The sequence below is a fragment of the Mediterraneibacter faecis genome (genome assembly GCF_055383675.1).
The window spans coordinates 2,872,922-2,890,638 of sequence record NZ_AP043803.1 but is presented as its reverse complement, the minus strand read 5'-3'; the positions used below and the strand labels follow the sequence as shown (position 1 = coordinate 2,890,638).

The following is a 17,717-nucleotide window of genomic DNA, read 5'->3' as shown; positions in this document are numbered from 1 at the left end:
GAGAGATAACTATGTGATTACAAATGAATATAGAGGGGCTGTACTTTGAAGAGGAGTACAGCCATCTTTTTCTATGGGGGAGAGTTTGCAGCTGATGTGAACACAAATGATTTTTGAATAAGGAGGTATTTGTTTATGAAAAGAATGCTATTTGTTTACAATCCGAATTCAGGAATGGGACTTCTGAAGCCGAAACTTTCAGATGTGATCGACACTTTTGTGAAGGGCGGATATGAGGTGACGGTTTATCCTACACAAAGAAGTCAGGATGCTGTAAGAAAAGTCAGTGAGTACACAGAAGAATATGATCTCGTGGCATGTAGTGGCGGAGATGGTACATTAGATGAAGTCGTGACCGGTATGATGATGCGAGAAAATAAGACGCCGATCGGATATATTCCGGCCGGAACAACGAATGATTTTGCAAGTAGTCTGCATATTTCCAAGAATATGCTGGAGGCCGCAGATACAATTGTAACAGGAACACCATTTTCCTTTGATATCGGTCAGTTTAACGATGACTACTTCGTATATATTGCAGCCTTTGGCATTTTCACAGACGTGTCATATGAGACGAAGCAGAGTATGAAGAATATTCTTGGTCATATGGCTTATATTCTGGAAGGAACCAAGAGACTGTTCAATATTCCGTCTTATAAGATCAAAGTCACACATGACGGAGAGACGATTGAAGATGAGTTTATCTTTGGAATGGTGACAAATTCACGCTCTGTAGGAGGATTCAAAAGAATCACAGGAGAAAATGTTATTTTTGATGATGGTGTTTTTGAGGTGACACTCTTTAAAACACCAAAGAATCCAGTCGAGTTGAACGAACTGCTGGGGGCAGTTGTGATGCGTCAGATTAATTCAGACAGAATATACTCCTTCAAGAGTGGTGAAGTCCGTTTTGAATCTGTTGAGACAATTCCATGGACGCTGGATGGAGAGTACGGCGGTACTCATGAAGAAGTTGTAATTAAGAATAAAAACCAGGCACTTCAGATTATGGTTAAGGAAGAAGCCGTAGAAGATCTGAGTGAACAGTTGGTGGAAGCAGAGGAAGTCTAAACACATAATCTGAAAAATTTTCAGTGATATTTTAGAAAATCACCCCTTTTTTTGAAATTGAAGCTTGTTGAACAATCGCCGAAAACCGCGTAAAATCAACGAAAAACGGCAATTTGAAAGAAAAATAAATTTTTTTTGAAAAAAATTAAAAAAAGGGGTTGCATTTTCTGAAAGCCTGGTATATAATAACTATTGTCTTGTGGCGGTAACAAAAAAGACACAGACGAAAATGAATAAGGCTCCGTGGTCAAGCGGTCAAGACGCTAGCCTCTCACGCTGGAATCAGGGGTTCGATTCCCCTCGGAGTCACTGAAAAAAGCTCGTATTTACGAGCTTTTTTTGTGCTTTGAAAATCTTTTAGTAAATCACGAATCAGAAATACAGAGTTAGCAAAAGGAGAAAAGTGCGGTTATACCGAATAAATAATTATTGGTTATATTGTACAAAAATAAGAACAATCCACAGAGGGCAGAAGAAACCCTTGTGAAAATGTTAACGATAATTGTAACTGCGTACTGTTTTTTATGCAAAACATAAGATTGTCATTTATAAATTAATACGCTATAATATAGAAGAATTCTAAATAAATAATTCCTGATGGTTTTCACGGGTGTCAGGATCTTTAAGAATTGGAGGAAAGAAATATGTTAGTATCAGCTACAGAAATGCTTCAGAAAGCAAAAGCAGGCCACTACGCAGTAGGACAGTTCAATATCAACAATCTTGAGTGGACAAAGGCTATTCTTACAACAGCACAGGAACTCAACTCACCAGTTATCCTTGGTGTATCTGAGGGTGCAGGAAAGTACATGACAGGATATAAGACTGTTGTAGGTATGGTAAACGGAATGATGGAAGAACTCGGAATCACAGTTCCGGTTGCTCTTCATCTTGACCACGGCAGCTACGAAGGATGCCTGAAATGTGTAGAAGCAGGATTCTCATCAATCATGTTTGACGGATCTCATTATCCAATCGACGAGAACGTTGAGAAGACAAAAGAACTCGTTAAGATCGCTCACGAGCACGGAATGTCAATCGAAGCAGAAGTTGGATCCATCGGTGGAGAAGAAGATGGAGTTATCGGAAGAGGTGAGTGCGCTGATCCGGAAGAGTGTAAGAGAGTAGCTGATCTGGGAATCGATTTCCTGGCAGCAGGTATCGGTAACATTCATGGTAAATATCCGGCAAACTGGGAAGGATTAAGCTTTGAGACTCTGGATGCTATTCAGCAGCGTACAGGAGCAATGCCACTCGTACTTCACGGTGGTACAGGTATCCCGGAAGATATGATCAAGAAAGCAATCTCTCTTGGAGTTGCTAAGATCAACGTTAATACAGAGTGTCAGCTTTCTTTCGCAGATGCTACACGTAAGTACATCGAAGCAGGAAAAGATCTTGAGGGTAAAGGATTTGACCCACGTAAACTTCTCAAACCAGGTGCAGACGCAATCATGGAAACAGTAAAAGAGAAGATGGAGTTATTCGGATCTGTCGGAAAAGCCTGAGAAGAACTTTTTTAAAAAAGCACTTGCGTTTTAAAGCAAGTTGAGGTATACTGACTCACGTAGACAGAACAAGGGCGTTCCAATTATAATTGGAGTGCCCTTTTTTTATCGCTTGGGAAATGATCCGCATGATTGAATCAGATTGGATGGAATAAAATCAGATCTGATCTGACTGGATCAGACGGATGATTTCCTGAGAGGTAATCTATTATGGGGTTTCCCGTAGTGCAATCGAATATTGTTCATTGCAGTGAACAGTAATCGAAGAATTAAGAGAAAAGGAAGGTATAGGGTATGAGCACAGAATTATTCAATGTAGCTGACATCTTTGGAGAAAATGTATTTAATGATACAGTTATGCAGGAGCGTCTGCCAAAGAAAGTTTACAAGAATCTGAGAAAGACAATTGAAGAAGGAAAAGATCTGGATCTCGAGACAGCAGATGTTATTGCTCACGAGATGAAAGAATGGGCGATTGAAAAAGGAGCGACTCACTATACACACTGGTTCCTGCCACTTACAGGAGTTACAGCAGAGAAGCATGATTCCTTTATCTCAGCTCCACTTCCGAGCGGAAAGGTTCTGATGACTTTCTCAGGAAAGGAATTGATCAAGGGTGAGCCAGATGCATCTTCATTCCCGTCAGGAGGACTGAGAGCAACATTCGAGGCAAGAGGATATACAGCATGGGATTGTACATCACCGGCATTCGTAAGACAGGACGCAGGCGGAGCTACACTTTGCATCCCGACAGCATTCTGCTCCTACACAGGAGAGGCACTGGATCAGAAGACACCACTGCTTCGTTCTATGGAAGCGATCAATAAAGAAGCATTAAGACTTCTTCGTTTATTTGGAAATACAACATCTAAGAAGGTTACTCCATCTGTTGGAGCAGAGCAGGAGTACTTCCTTGTAGATGCAGAGAAGTTTGAAGAAAGAAAAGACCTGATCTACACAGGACGTACACTTTTTGGGGCAATGCCTCCGAAAGGACAGGAGCTTGACGATCATTACTTCGGAACAATCCGTCAGAGAATTGCATCTTTCATGAGAGATGTAAATATCCAGCTTTGGAAGGTGGGTGTTCCGTCAAAGACACAGCATAACGAGGTTGCACCGGCACAGCATGAGCTGGCTCCGATTTATACAGAAGCTAATATCGCTGTAGATCAGAATCAGCTGACAATGCAGACATTGAAGAGAGTAGCTTGTCAGCATGGGCTGAAATGTCTGCTTCACGAGAAACCGTTCGCAGGAGTTAACGGATCCGGTAAGCACAACAACTGGTCTATTACTACAGATGATGGAATCAATCTTCTCGAACCAGGTAAGACACCTCATGAGAATACACAGTTCCTTCTTGTACTTGCCTGCATTATGAAAGCGGTTAATGTACATGCAGATCTGCTTAGAGAATCCGCAGCAGATCCGGGAAATGACCACAGACTTGGAGCAAACGAGGCACCTCCGGCAATTATCTCTATCTTCCTTGGAGAACAGCTTGAGGATGTTGTTGAGCAGCTGATCAGCACAGGAGAAGCTACACATAGTCTGAAGGGCGGAAAGCTGGAGACAGGTGTAAGTACACTTCCAGATCTGTTCAAAGATGCAACAGACAGAAACAGAACATCACCGTTCGCATTTACAGGAAATAAGTTCGAGTTCCGTATGGTTGGATCAAGAGATTCTATTGCAAACCCGAATATCGTACTGAACACAATTGTTGCGGAAGCATTTGCAGATGCATGTGATATTCTTGAGAAAGCAGATGACTTTGATCTTGCAGTACATGATCTGATTAAAGAATACCTGACAGAGAACCAGAGAATCATCTTCAACGGAAACGGATACTCTGATGAGTGGGTTGCAGAGGCTGAGAGAAGAGGACTTCCGAACATTAAGTCTATGGTTGAAGCAATTCCGGCGATCACAACAGAGAAGGCTGTAGAATTGTTTGAGAGATTTAATGTATTCACAAAAGCAGAGCTTGAGTCTCGTGCAGAGATTCAGTATGAGGCATATGCTAAGGCAATCAATATTGAAGCTCGTACTATGATCGATATGGCAAGCAAACAGTTCCTGCCGGCATTTATCAAGTATACAAAGACACTGGCAGATACAATTAATGCTGTGAAGGCAGCAGGTGTTGATGCGACAGTTCAGACAGAGGCACTTAAGGAAGTAAGTGCTCTGATGGCTGAGACAAAGGCAGCGCTTGATAGGCTTGTAAAAGTGACAGGTGAGGCAGCAGCAAAAGAAGAAGGCGAAGTACAGGCTACATACTATCATACAGAGGTTGTTCCGGCTATGGATGCACTCCGTGCACCGGTTGACAAACTTGAGATGATCGTGGATAAAGAAGCTTGGCCAATGCCATCTTACGGAGACCTGATCTTCGAGGTATAAAATTGTATTACAGAAAAGTAATTTGAAGTAAATGATTGGAAGTCATTATTCGGATAAAGAGTCTGGATAATGGCTTCTTTTTGCTGTTACTGTTCACACGATGTGCGACCAGCAACGCATCTCGCCATTTTAAATCGCCTTTGGCGATGGGGCGAGATGCATTCAAGTCAAAACACGCATCCTCCGTGTCAATCAGCGGAGTGATTGACACGGGAGTGAACAGTAACCTTTTGCTGTACAGATCATGCAAGCGGCATGACTCTTGCATGCAAGAGAGCAAAAAATGTTGTATAATGAGAAATGGTTCGTGCAGTTTGAGCGTATTCTGCACGAATGAGAAAAAGAAAGAGTGGAATAAAAATGCAGTCAGAAGCAGAACTTAGAAGTTTATTATCAAGAATAGATCACCGGGGATATCCGGCTTATAAAGATACAAAAGGACAGTACCGATTTCCGGGATATGTTTTATCGATCGATCACGTACAGGGAGATCCGTTTGCGTCACCGTCAAAGGTAAGTGTACTGGTGAGTGGGAAGACAGCAGGATTCCCACAGGAATTATATTGTGGAAAATGTCAGAGAATTGCACTTCAGGACGAATTGCTGCGCCAGTTTGGAAGAAGGGCAGAACGGTTTGCATTCAAGGCAAAAGGTTCAGGTAAGAGTGGTCTGATCTCTGTCAGCAGATGCGGACAGGAAGTTCTGGAGAGAACAGCGTGTCAGATTCAGCCGGAGAACGGGAATATCCTTCTTAGAATGGAAATCGGATTTCCGGCAAATGGACGAACAATCAATGCGAGAGAGTTAGAGAAGATTTTATTTGATTTTGTTCCGGAGTGCGTAAAGGCATCCCTGTTTTACAAGAATCTGGATGCAAAGAGATTGAGAAGAATCGTAGATCTTGCAGAAGACCAGGAGTATATCCGTAAAGAACTTCCGAAACTTGGTCTTTGTGCCTTCGTGGCAAACGGAAGTGTACTGCCAAGGGAATCCGGAATCTCATCCCGGCCGATGCGTGACGGAATCGCCTTCCAGTCTCCGAAGGAACAGGAAGTGACACTGGAACTTCCGCATAAAGGAAAGATTACCGGTATGGGAATCCGTAAGGGGATTACCTTGATCGTCGGCGGAGGTTATCACGGAAAATCAACACTTTTGAAAGCATTGGAACTTGGAGTGTACAATCACATCGCAGGGGATGGAAGAGAGTATGTGATCACAGATGCGACAGCAGTGAAATTGCGTGCGGAGGATGGAAGAAGTATCCAGAAGACAGATATTTCCATGTTCATCAACGATCTTCCGAACAGAAAAGATACGACATCATTCTGTACAGAAGATGCAAGTGGAAGTACTTCACAGGCGGCAAATGTGATCGAAGGAATTGAGGCGGGAACATCTCTGTTCCTGATTGATGAAGATACGAGTGCAACGAACTTTATGATCCGTGATGAGCTGATGCAGCGCGTGATCCACAGAGAGATGGAACCGATCACACCATTTATTGAAAGAATCAGGGAATTGTATGAAAACTATGGAATCTCGACAGTGATCGTTGCAGGAAGTTCGGGAGCTTATTTCCATATTGCAGACAGTATTATCCAGATGGATCGTTATGTTCCGAAAGACATTACAGTACTGGCGAAAAAAGAAGCAGAGAATTTCCCACAGATCAGCGTGCCGGAGCAGCCGGCAGAGAAACCGACTTATGACAGAGTGCCGCGACCGGATAAAGCATTTCGCGGAAATGACAGGATCAAGATGAAGACGATGGGGAAAGAATCTGTGATGATCAACCGGGATACGATCGATCTGAGATACTTAGAGCAGATTGCGGATAACGAACAGGTGGCAGCACTTGGATACTGTGTACGATATGCACAGAAACATTTGATTGACGGAAAGAAGAATCTGATTCAGATTGTAGATGAGTTGGAAGAAGTGATGCAGAATAAATCGCTGGCGGAATTATGCGAGAGTACATCCAGTGTATCCTGTATGGCAGTGCCGAGAAGACAGGAAATATTTGCATGTTTTGACAGATATAGAGCACTTAGGTTAGTATGACATAGGAGTTGATAATATGAAATTAGAGAATGGAAGACCAGAAAACACAGAAGGAAGATTAGAAAAGGAAATCAGGGTATATGATTTCCTCGACAAGCTTGGTGTGGAATACCAGAGAGTAGACCATGAGGCGGCAATGACGATGGAAGCCTGTGAAGAGATCGATAGAACACTTGGAGATGGAACCGCAATCTGCAAGAACTTGTTCCTTTGCAATCGACAGGAAACAGACTTTTATCTGCTTCTGATGCCGGGTGACAAGCCATTCAAGACAAAGAATCTGTCGGCACAGATAGGCTCTGCCAGACTTTCCTTTGCAAAACCGGAGTATATGGAGAAGTATCTGGATATTACACCGGGATCCGTCAGCGTTATGGGACTTATGAATGATACAGAGGGGAAAGTACAGCTTCTGATCGATGAGGATATAATGAAAGATCCGTATTTTGGCTGTCATCCGTGCATCAACACATCCAGTCTGAAGATTCGTACATCTGATTTGATCGCAAAGATCATTCCGGCACTTAAGCATGCGCCGAAGATGGTGAAACTTCCGGGAGCGGAGGAACAACAGTAGTAATGAAAATATGATTAATCGACACTAAGTCCATTTCTTGTTGGTTGTATATTTTTCGTGCATTTGCTATAATTTATATGTTGATATGCGAATAGTAGGTATCATTTTCAGGATTGATGCAGAGAAGATAAAAAGGAGGACTAGCGTGTCTGAGGAAAATAAAGTGATAGATGAAGTGAATACATCAGGAGTAGTCGAGCAGCCGGTGGATGCGGAGGAGATTCCGCCAGTGGAGACAGAGGCGATACCACCGGTGAATACGGAACCAACACATCCTGTACAGCCACCGGTAGAACCGGCGCAGAAGCTGGAAGATTATTACAAAGAGACTGCGGAGGATCGTGTAGCCGAGGAAGAGTATGAGCAGGCGGTTAAAGATCCGCAGAACCGGAAGGAAAAGATCGATCAGATCAAGAGTATTTTCCACCGCAGTGGGGAGAAGAAGTTTTCCAGAGAAGAAGTGATTCTTTCTAAGATTCGGCCGGAAGATATGCTGGAATATCTGACGTTGGAACAGCGCAGACTGGAATGCTTACAGAAAGCAAGACAGAGCCGGAATGAGAAGCTTCTCAAGGTGCTTCAGCTTGCGGCGATACTTGCAGCAATTGTAGCAGTTGTCGCTTTACTGAAGGATAATCCGGTCGTTCTTGTGAACATTCTGTATATGCTTGGTATTGTAGCAGCAATCTGGATCTGGAAGAATCCGGGAAAGAAGTAAATTTACTGTAATGAGGTGACGATATGAAATTTTTTCATTTATCAGACCTGCATATAGGAAAGCAATTACATCATTATAACCTCCGGGAGGATCAGGAACATATCCTTGCGGAGGTTCTTTCATATGCAGCGTCCATACATCCGGATGCAATTGTTATTGCTGGAGATATCTATGATAAATCCGTGCCATCAGGAGAAGCGGTAAGTCTGTTTGATGAATTCTTGACAGCTCTGGCTAAGATTGAACCGGCGATTCCGGTTCTTATCATATCGGGAAATCATGATTCTGCACAGCGGCTTGATTATGCCAGTCGTTTGCTTGGAAGCCATCAGATTTATATTGCGGGTCAGGTTCCGGAGGAAGAAGAGGATGGTCTGAAAAAGATTACTTTGACAGATGCGTTTGGTGAAGTGGATTTCTGGCTGCTTCCATTTTTGAAGCCTGGATATGTGCGCAAGATCTTTGGCGGAGAGGTGCCGGAGAGTTATACGGCAGCTGTACAAGGAATTCTGGAACGGGAGAAGATTGATTTTTCCAGAAGAAATGTACTGGTTTCCCATCAGTTTTATACAGGGAAGGGGGAGACTCCAACAACGTGTGAATCAGAAGTATTATCTGTCGGAGGCATTGATAATGTAGATATTTCCGTAGTACAGGAGTTTGACTATGTGGCACTCGGACATTTACACGGAGCACAGAGAGTCGGTCAGGAGAAGATCCGCTACTGCGGAACATTGTTGAAATATTCTGTCAGTGAGGCAAACCAGAAGAAGACACTTCATGTAGTTGAACTGAAAGAAAAAGGTAGTGAGCCGGAGATTCAGAAGCTGCCGCTGCATCCACTTCGTGATGTGAGAAAACTTAGGGGAACGCTGGAAGAGATCCTTGAAGCGGAGGACGGAACCGGGAGTGAAGATTATGTCAGTGTAACGCTGACAGATGAGGTTGATCCGTACAAACCGAAGGAACAGTTGGAAAGAAAGTTCCATCATATCCTCGAAGTACGGATGGATAATGAAAGGACGAGACAGAAGCTGGAATTTTCTGAAGAACAGATATGGATCGGTACTCCGTTTGAAACATTTTGTGATTTCTACAAAGAGATGCAGGGGCAGGAAATGTCTGAGCAGGAACAAAAGATCTTAAGAGAGATTCTAAGTGAAATGAAAGGGGAAGACGTATGAGACCGGTGAGATTGACGATGTCCGCATTCGGATCTTATGCGGGCGTCCAGGAGATAGATTTTACAAAGATTCACAGTGGATTATTTTTGATTACCGGAGATACGGGTGCAGGAAAAACAACCATCTTTGATGCAATCATGTATGCGCTGTATGACCGGACGAGTGGCGGACGCAGAGATGGAAATATGATGCGCAGCCAGTATGCATCAGAAGACACAGACACTTATGTTGAATATGTGTTTTCTTATCGGGGACAGGAATATACCGTGCGCCGTAATCCGGAATATCTCCGGGTAGGGAAGAGAAGAAAAGCAGATGGAAGCCTCCGGTATGTGAAAGAGACAGCGAAGGTGAGTCTCCTTCTTCCGGATGGAAGGGAATATCAGGGGAAGAAGCGAGAGACAGACCAGAAGATTCAGGAAATCATTGGTCTTGATGCGGGGCAGTTTACGCAGATTTCCATGATCGCACAGGGAGATTTCTTAAAGCTTCTTCATGCAGAATCGAAAGAACGTAAAAAGATCTTCTCGCAGATTTTCCAGACACAGATCTACTGGCGGATTCAGGAAGCGCTGAAAGAAAAAGGAAAAGATCTGTATATTGCGCTGAAGGAAAGTGAATCAGACATCCGGCGTGAGATGGAGCGTGTGGAACCGGAGAATGCAGAACAGCAGGAACTGGCAGATCAGTGGAAAGAACTCTGTGAGTTATCCATGCCGGAAGGGGAAAAGGTTCTGGAGGCTGTGAAAAACTTTCTCGAATATGAAGAAAGTTGTGGAAAAGTCTTAAAGAAAGAATCAGAGGAACTTAAGAAACAGTCAGAAACACTTCGAATGCTGATTCAGAAGAAAGAAGAGAAGAATAAGATATTTGATCGTTTGGAAATGGAAGAGAAGAGTCTGCTTCTTCTGAATGCAAAACAGGACGAGATGGAAACTTGTCGGGTTCAGGCAGGGCTTGGACACCGGGCAGAGCAGGCGAGACATCTGGAAGTGCAGGCTCTTCGAACAGCGAAATCCGTGCGGCAGATACAGGGCGAGATCGAGCAGATTACTGTATGGCAGAAGGAACAGGAAAAGGAACTTTCTGAGGTTAAAGAAAAAGCGGAAGAATTGGAAGAAGTTTTTGCAAAGGTAGAACCGGAAATGCTGAAAAGAATTTCACAGTTATTGGATCTTCTTCCACATTACGCAAATGTGCGTAAGTATTCGAAAGAATATGAAAATCAGACAGGGGCAATGCAGCGTTGTATACAGAATTGTCAGGAAGCATCAGCTCAGTATGAGGAAGCATATGCGAAATTCTTTCAGGAGCAGGCGGGAATCCTGGCAAAGGAATTACAGGAAGGCACGCCGTGTCCGGTCTGCGGATCAGTAGAACATCCGCATCCGGCAAAGATTTCCGGAGAAGCACCGGATAAAGAGACGGTAGAGAAACTGAAGCAAAGACGTGATCTGCTGGAACAAAAAAGAATACAGCAGCAGGAAAAGTTTCAGATATGTAAAGCACAGCTTGAATCAGAACAACGTATTCTCGGAGATAATCCTGTGAAAGAAGAGCAGGTGAAAGAAGAGCTTCAGAAGATGCAGGTTGAACTGGATCGGAAGAAGAATGAAACAAAGCAGGCACAGGAACAGTGCCGTAAGATGACGGAGGAAAGCAGACGTCAGGCAGGAAAACTGGAGGGACTTCGAGGCCAGAAGGCAGAACTTGAGAAGCGTTTTGTAAAAGAGCAGGAAGAGTTCCGAGAGGAGATCAGCCGACAGGAATTTACTTCACAGGAAGAATTCCGTGAGGCGAAACAGTGGATCGAAGGGTGGCGGGAGAAAGACAAAGAAGTGAAAGAACATGACCGCCAGCTGTTAGAGAAAAAGGCAAAGATCGAGACGCTGAAGGAACAGACTGCAGGCGAAAAGCGGGAAGATCCGCAGCAGGAGATAGAAAAGCGAAATGAAGTAGAACATCTGTTGAAAGAAAAACAGGATCATCAGATGCAGCTTCACAGCAGATGGACAGGTAACCAGAATGCGTACAAGAACCTGAAACAATATTTTTCTTCGCAGGAAGCTCTGCGAAAAGAATATGAGGTACTTTCCAACCTGAGCAAGACTGCAAATGGCAATTTGAGCGGCAGTGTGAAACTTGATTTTGAGACGTATGTACAGCGGACTTATTTCCGGCAGATCATTCAGGCGGCAAACCGCAGGTTGGCGCGGATGACATCAAATGAATTTATTTTACAGTGCAGGGAGATTCAGGATCTGAGCAGTCAGGGACAGGCCGGACTTGATCTGGATGTCTATGATCTGGTGACAGATTCTGTCAGAGATGTGAAGTCTCTTTCAGGAGGAGAATCCTTCATGGCAGCCTTATCAATGGCATTGGGACTTGCAGATATTATCCAGAATACGGCGGGAGCTGTAAGTCTGGAGACGATGTTTGTAGATGAAGGATTCGGATCTCTGGATGATGCATCAAGAGACCGTGCAATTCAGATTCTCAAAGAACTTGCAGGAGAGAAAGGACTGGTTGGAATCATTTCCCATGTAAATGAATTGAAAGAGCAGATTGACTGGAAATTAAATATTACAAAGATGGAGCATGGAAGTCAGGCAAAATGGGAAATCTAAAAGCATAAGGCAATAATAGGGACAGCTACGAAGAAGGACAGAATACAGGCAGGTGCGGAAAATGAAACAAAATGGAATGAGAGAAAGAAAAGGAAGGATTTCAAGATACGGAAGAAGGATGTTGGCAGTTCTGCTCAGCGCAGGGATGCTGCTGACAGGGACTCTTCCGGTATCCGGAACAGAAAATACGGAGGAAACAGCACGCCCACATCAGCTTTATTGCACAGTACTTGGAGACAGTATTGCGAAAGGTTACACTTGCGATAAATCCTGGATGGAGAATTATGGAAGTCTGGCAGCAAAGGAAATAGCATATAGCGAAGGGTGCAGATATATTTATCACAATTATGCAAGAACAGGTCTTGATACAGCAGGATTGAACGAAAAGTATTTGTCAAAGCAGGATGTGCAGACGAATCTTGCAAAAGCAGATGTTATTTTTATAACAATTGGTTCGAATGACCTGCTCAACGAATGTAAGCGTGTGGTTCAGGAAATCCTGAAGACAGATACAAAATTTAAAAGTGCGGATGAGGCACTTGCATCTTTGAAAGAGTCTGTAAAGAAGAATCCGCTGCTTGTGCTGAGTGCGATCAACGCGTTGAACAACTGGGATTATAATTCCTTTGAAAAAGAATGGATCCAGATGATGAAGACAGTAAATTCATTGAAAAAGGACGATGCAAAAGTGATCGTGACTACAATTTATAATCCGGCAGGAAATATGAAGCTTCCGTCTACACTGAATAAAATTGTAGAAGACATTATTGAAAATATGAACGCGATCATTGAAAAACGTGCGGGAAAATACGATTATGAAGTTGCGGATGTGTATCAGTCATCTGTAATATCTCATCTGCAGAAAGACGGAGTACATCCGGATTCTCAGGGGCAGCAGATCATTGCAGATCTGGTTTGTAAGGAATACGAAAAGTAAAAAAGAAGCATTCTTTGTGTTGGTTCTTATATGGAACAATGCAGAGAATGCTTTTTCGTTTTACAAGAAATAGAACTGTCACATTTATAACACAAAACATTCACAGAATCCTGATACTTTTGAAAGGTCAAAAATCCCGGTTTGTCTGCATAGATATAGACTGGAAGAAATATAGGGAGGTAAGACTTTGATAGAAGTAAAGAATCTTGTGAAGAAGTATGGAAATCATACAGCAGTAGATCATTTAAACTTCACAATAGAGGAAGGGCATGTCTACGGCTTTCTTGGACCGAATGGGGCGGGAAAATCAACAACGATGAATATTATGACAGGATACCTCGGTGCTACCGAAGGAGAAGTACTGATCAATGGACATGATATTCTGAAAGAACCTGAGGAGGCGAAAAAGCAGATTGGTTATCTGCCGGAATTGCCACCGTTGTATATGGAGATGACAGTCCGTGAATATCTGGAATTTGTAGCGGAGTTGAAAGGAATCGCTAAGAATAAAAGAGAAGAGTCTATCAATGAAGTAGAGAAGATGGTGAAGATCTGGGAAGTGGAAAACCGTCTGATCAGGAATCTGTCGAAAGGATACCGTCAGAGAGTCGGACTGGCACAGGCAGTGCTTGGATTTCCGGAGATCATTATTCTTGATGAACCAAGTGTCGGACTTGATCCAAAACAGATCATAGAGATCCGTGAACTGATCCGACAGCTTGCAACGAAACACACAGTGATTTTGAGTTCTCATATTCTGGCGGAAGTCCGTGAAGTCTGCGATTATATTTTGATCATTTCCAAAGGAAAACTGGTCGCAAGTGACACGCCGGAGAACCTGGAACGGAATCTGGGAGATTCTGATCTGATTGAGATCGAGACGAAAGCAAGCCCGGACGAAGTTCGAAGAATTCTTGAGACAGTAGATGGAATTCGAAGCATTTCTACAAAGCATCTGGAAAATGGAATCACATGGGCTCAGGTTCAGGAAAAGAAAAATACAGATATACGTGAGAAAATATTTCAGGCATTTGCACAGAATCATCAGCCACTGCTGAAACTGAATCCGCTGCAGGTAAGTCTTGAAGATGTCTTTATGGAACTGACGCAGAGCGACAGGGCAGCAGAAGAATATGCAGAAAAGGCGAAGAAGAAGGAAACGGAGGACATGAAAGATGCTGGCGATTTATAAAAGAGAAGTACGCTCCTATTTTCAGTCTATGGTGGGATGCGTGTTTGTTGCATTTCTTATTGCATTTACAGGAATCTACTTTATGGCATATAACCTGACAGCCGGATATCCATACTTTTCCTATACGCTTTCAGGTACACTGATCGTATTTATCGTAGGGATTCCGCTGATCACGATGCGCAGTTTTTCAGAAGAGCGTAAAAATAAGACAGATCAGCTGCTTCTGACAGCTCCGGTCAGTCTGTGGAAGGTTGTGCTTGGAAAATATCTTGCAATGGTAACGGTAATTGGAATCCCGAATGTGATCTTCTGTGCGTTCCCATTAATCATTAAGGCACAGGGAACTGCATATCTGAAAGTAGATTACATATCCATCGGGGTATTCTTCCTGTTGGGCTGTGTATATGCGGCGATTGGCATGTTCCTGTCTGCTCTGACAGAAAGTCAGATGATCGCATTTATCAGTACATTTGGTATTCTGCTTATCTTGTATCTTTGGAATGGAATTCTTTCCATGCTTCCAAGCAGTGCAGTCAGCGGATTGGTCGGTGTGCTTATCATTCTGACTCTGATTGTTGTTTATATTTATCAGATGACAGGAAATATAGTGATTGCCGGTGTGATCGAAGCAGTTGGTGTGATCGCCGGTGTGGTCGTGTACTTTGTGAAATCAAGTCTTTATGAAAACCTGCTGACAAAGATGCTTGGAAGACTGGCACTTGCAGATGTATTTACGGATATCACTTCGAACAGTATTGTAGATATAACAGGAATCGCGCTGTATCTTTCACTGATCGTAGTCTTTGTGTTCCTGACAGTACAGGCAATCCAGAAGAGACGTTGGAATTAGGAGGGCATGAAAGTGGATAGAAGAAAGAAAACAACAGGAAAGATCAAAGGGATGTTCCACACCTCCGGTACAAAGCACGGATCTTACAGTGTGGGGCTGACAGTACTTGTAATCGCGATTGTTATTGTGTTCAATCTGGTAATCGGACAGATCCCGGAAGCTTATCGCAATCTGGATATGAGCAGTACAAAGATTTATGAAATTTCAGATACAACAAAGGATCTGCTGAGCGGATTGAATGATAAAGTCGATATGAAAGTTCTTGCGGTAAAGAAAGACACGGATGACAGGATTAAGACATTTATCAGTAAATATGCAGCACTTTCAGATAAGATCAATGTTGAGTGGATCGATCCGGTTCTGCATCCGTCAGCATTGACAGAGTATAATGCATCCGAAAATACAATTGTTGTATCTTGTGAAGCAACAGGAAAGACAACAACTATTTCTTTTGACAAGATTCTTGTTATGGATATGTCTTCCTATTATTCAGGAAATGCATCTTATTCAGAATTTGACGGAGATGGTCAGTTGACAAGTGCGGTGAATTATGTGACAAGTGATGTGCAGAAGACAATCTATAAAGTAAGCGGGCATGGAGAGGCGGAACTGTCATCTACAGTTACAGATTTGATGAGTAAAAATAATTACACGCTGACAGAGCTGAACCTTCTGATGGCAGATTCCATTCCGGATGATTGTGATCTTCTGCTTATGAATGCACCGACGAATGACCTTTCAGAAAATGAAGTGACACTTCTGACAAATTATCTGGCAGCAGGTGGAAAAGTGATGTGTCTGCTTGGGGATACCTCTCTGACGGATTTCCCAAATCTGGCAAGTGTGCTGAAGGTGTATGGAATTGAAGGTGTAGATGGTTATATTGCGGATCCGACAAGATGTTATCAGAACCAGCCATATTATATCTTCCCACAGCTGAATGTATCCGGTGATCTTGCGAACGGAATCAGTTCTCAGATGGTGCTTTTGACGAATGCACATGGAATGACATTGACAGATCCGACACGAGATACGATAACAACAAGTGCATTCATGGAGACATCGGAAAATGGATACGCAGTAACAGAGTCCGAACAGAAACAGGGAACGTATGAACTTGGAGTTGTCGCAACAGAGACAATTTCTTCGGGAGATGATTCTTCTTCGAATAGTTCAGATGCCGAGGCAACAGATACAACAACTGATGATAGTGAAAGTACGGAAGATTCTGAGGAAAGCAGTACAACAGAAGCCCGTCTGACGGTGATCTCCGCAGGAAGTCTGATCGATCAGAATATTACAGATGCATTTTCACAGCTTGAGAATACACAGATCTTTATGAATGCAGTAAGTGCAAACTTTGACGGAGTACAGAATCTGTCCATCGAGGCAAAGAGCCTTGGAACAGAGTATAATACGATACAGCATGCCGGTCTGTTCAGCCTTCTTGTAATCTTTGGAATCCCGGCAGTGATTCTGATCGCCGGATTCAGCGTATGGTTCAGAAGAAGAAAAGCTTAAGGAGGAAGAAAATTAGAATGAAGAAAAAGAAAGGGCCAGTGATTCTGATCGGTGTTCTGGTGTTGCTCCTTATCCTCTATTTTGCCTTAAGCACATGGAATAAGAAGCAGGATTCCAAGGAAGAAGAAACGGTGAAAGTGACAGACCTGAAGACCTCAGAGATTACCGGGGTGAAATATGATCTTGGTACGGGTGAAATGAATTTTGAGAAAGACGGAGATACCTGGTACTATACCGCAGATAAAGATTTTCCATTGCGTCAGAGTTATCCGAAGACAGTGGCTGATGCCATGGGACAGTTGAGTGCGGATCGAGAACTTGAGGATGCGGATGCGCTGGAAGAATATGGATTAGATCATCCGACTTATACAGTTACACTGACAGATGAAGATGGAACTGTGACAACAATCAAGGTTGGGAATGCGACCGGAAATGATTACTATGCGACAGTGGACGATACGGAAAAGGTTTATACAATTCCGGCGACTTCATTGGATGATATCCAGACAGAACTGGATCAGATTGCTCAGTTGGATACTTATCCAAGTATCGGAAGTGGAAATCTGAAAAAAGAAGTGATCACACAGAACGGTGAGACAACAACCTATGATTCCGAAAATGAGAATCAGGCAGAAGATGTTGCAGCAGTAGCCGGAGGACTTGGTGCTGTGAAGCTGTCAGAGGCGGCGGATTATTCTGTAGATGATGCGGATCTTGCAGGGTATGGTCTGGATGCGACTTCCAGAATCACAGTAGAAGTTACTTATACAAGCGATGATGAAGATCAGACCATGACGCTTTACATCGGAGGAGAAAATGGAAGTGGAGACAGATATGTCATGATGAATGATTCCAGGATCGTGTACCTGATCTCGGATGAAATCTGTAATAATATATTGAATCAATAAAGACTGGTAACTGTTTGGAGAAAACGAAGAAAATTCGGTGCGTTTCCTTTGGACAGTTACCACATTTTATATTTATTTAATTGACTTTTGAGCGAAAACAGCGCAGAATATAGCACATATTATTTTTGTGAAAAACTTAACTCAA

Annotated in this window: 13 protein-coding genes and 1 tRNA gene; all 14 read left to right on the top strand. The window is 43.1% G+C overall.

All coding sequences use genetic code 11. The features are described 5' to 3' along the window. The first annotated feature begins 135 nt into the window (after positions 1-135). The 14 genes from ACZ47Z_RS13695 (at position 136) to ACZ47Z_RS13630 (ending at position 17,572) form a co-directional block, all read left to right on the top strand. The gene (locus tag ACZ47Z_RS13695) at positions 136-1,071 is read left to right on the top strand and encodes a diacylglycerol/lipid kinase family protein (RefSeq protein ID WP_054753083.1); all 936 of its coding nucleotides are present in this window, start codon (positions 136-138) and stop codon (positions 1,069-1,071) included. A gap of 237 nt (positions 1,072-1,308) precedes the next feature. After that, positions 1,309-1,380 (top strand) — tRNA-Glu (locus ACZ47Z_RS13690). Between the two features lie 335 nt (positions 1,381-1,715). Beyond that, entirely contained in the window at positions 1,716-2,579 is an 864-nt protein-coding gene (fba, locus tag ACZ47Z_RS13685) for a class II fructose-1,6-bisphosphate aldolase (protein ID WP_015528648.1), read from the top strand. 294 nt (positions 2,580-2,873) lie between these two features. After that, positions 2,874-4,988 carry a glutamine synthetase III family protein gene (locus ACZ47Z_RS13680; RefSeq protein ID WP_464525652.1) on the top strand — a complete coding sequence of 705 codons (2,115 nt, stop codon included), beginning with the start codon at positions 2,874-2,876 and terminating at the stop codon, positions 4,986-4,988. A 360-nt stretch (positions 4,989-5,348) separates the two neighbouring features. Continuing rightward, positions 5,349-7,055, top strand: a complete 1,707-nt coding sequence (locus ACZ47Z_RS13675; RefSeq protein ID WP_464525651.1) for an ABC-ATPase domain-containing protein — start codon at positions 5,349-5,351, stop codon at positions 7,053-7,055. A 16-nt stretch (positions 7,056-7,071) separates the two neighbouring features. Beyond that, positions 7,072-7,632: a prolyl-tRNA synthetase associated domain-containing protein gene (locus ACZ47Z_RS13670; protein WP_054753087.1), complete on the top strand. Its 561-nt coding sequence runs from the start codon at positions 7,072-7,074 to the stop codon at positions 7,630-7,632. A 145-nt stretch (positions 7,633-7,777) separates the two neighbouring features. After that, the gene (locus ACZ47Z_RS13665) at positions 7,778-8,350 is read left to right on the top strand and encodes a hypothetical protein (RefSeq protein ID WP_117889823.1); all 573 of its coding nucleotides are present in this window, start codon (positions 7,778-7,780) and stop codon (positions 8,348-8,350) included. Positions 8,351-8,373: 23 nt separating this feature from the next. Continuing rightward, a complete protein-coding gene (locus tag ACZ47Z_RS13660) occupies positions 8,374-9,534 on the top strand; it encodes an exonuclease SbcCD subunit D (RefSeq protein ID WP_464525650.1) in 1,161 nt (386 codons plus the stop codon). Next, on the top strand, positions 9,531-12,164 hold the full coding sequence (locus tag ACZ47Z_RS13655) for an SbcC/MukB-like Walker B domain-containing protein (protein ID WP_117824982.1): 2,634 nt from the start codon (positions 9,531-9,533) through the stop codon (positions 12,162-12,164). The genes ACZ47Z_RS13660 and ACZ47Z_RS13655 overlap by 4 nt, the downstream gene beginning before the upstream one ends. 61 nt (positions 12,165-12,225) lie before the next feature. Beyond that, entirely contained in the window at positions 12,226-13,101 is an 876-nt protein-coding gene (locus tag ACZ47Z_RS13650) for an SGNH/GDSL hydrolase family protein (protein WP_054753094.1), read from the top strand. A 187-nt stretch (positions 13,102-13,288) separates the two neighbouring features. Then, entirely contained in the window at positions 13,289-14,293 is a 1,005-nt protein-coding gene (locus ACZ47Z_RS13645; protein ID WP_054753101.1) for an ABC transporter ATP-binding protein, read from the top strand. Then, positions 14,277-15,143 carry an ABC transporter permease subunit gene (locus tag ACZ47Z_RS13640; protein ID WP_020437221.1) on the top strand — a complete coding sequence of 289 codons (867 nt, stop codon included), beginning with the start codon at positions 14,277-14,279 and terminating at the stop codon, positions 15,141-15,143. Before ACZ47Z_RS13645 ends, ACZ47Z_RS13640 begins: the two co-directional genes overlap by 17 nt. A gap of 51 nt (positions 15,144-15,194) precedes the next feature. After that, a complete protein-coding gene (locus tag ACZ47Z_RS13635; protein ID WP_464526060.1) occupies positions 15,195-16,664 on the top strand; it encodes a Gldg family protein in 1,470 nt (489 codons plus the stop codon). 17 nt (positions 16,665-16,681) lie between these two features. Beyond that, the gene (locus tag ACZ47Z_RS13630; protein ID WP_020437219.1) at positions 16,682-17,572 is read left to right on the top strand and encodes a DUF4340 domain-containing protein; all 891 of its coding nucleotides are present in this window, start codon (positions 16,682-16,684) and stop codon (positions 17,570-17,572) included. Positions 17,573-17,717: the final 145 nt, after the last annotated feature.